This is a genomic window from Shewanella sp. POL2 (assembly GCF_000282755.1).
GTDB classification, from domain to species: domain Bacteria; phylum Pseudomonadota; class Gammaproteobacteria; order Enterobacterales; family Shewanellaceae; genus Shewanella; species Shewanella xiamenensis.
This window is the reverse complement of sequence record NZ_AKZL01000215.1, coordinates 1-527: the sequence shown is the minus strand read 5'-3', so window position 1 is coordinate 527 and position 527 is coordinate 1. Positions and strand designations below refer to the sequence as shown.

Annotated in this window: 1 protein-coding gene; it reads left to right on the top strand. The window is 53.5% G+C overall.

Features of this window, described 5'->3' with window-relative positions; genetic code table 11:
* On the top strand, nucleotides 1-527 hold a 527-nt coding region (locus SHEWPOL2_RS22125; protein WP_157173887.1), incomplete at both ends, for an aldehyde dehydrogenase family protein.

Below are 527 nucleotides of genomic sequence, written 5' to 3'. Positions count from 1 at the left end.
CGTCTGTATCAGCCCCATGGAACTTCCCATTAGCTATCTTCTTGGGCCAAGTCTCAGCAGCCCTCGCTGCGGGTAACACTGTGGTCGCAAAACCCGCTGAACAGACGTCTATCATTGGTTACCGCGCAGTGCAGTTAGCACACCAAGCGGGTATTCCAACTGACGTGCTGCAATATCTACCAGGCACTGGCGCTACTGTAGGTAACGCACTGACGGCTGATGAGCGCATCGGTGGCGTATGCTTTACCGGTTCAACGGGCACAGCCAAACTCATCAACCGCACACTGGCAAACCGTGAAGGCGCAATCATTCCGTTAATCGCCGAAACCGGTGGTCAAAACGCTATGGTGGTTGACTCTACTTCTCAACCAGAACAAGTGGTTAACGATGTAGTATCTTCATCCTTCACCAGTGCGGGTCAACGCTGCTCGGCGCTGCGTGTACTCTTCCTGCAGGAAGATATCGCAGACCGCGTGATCGATGTACTCCAAGGTGCGATGGATGAGCTAGTGATTGGCAACCCAAGT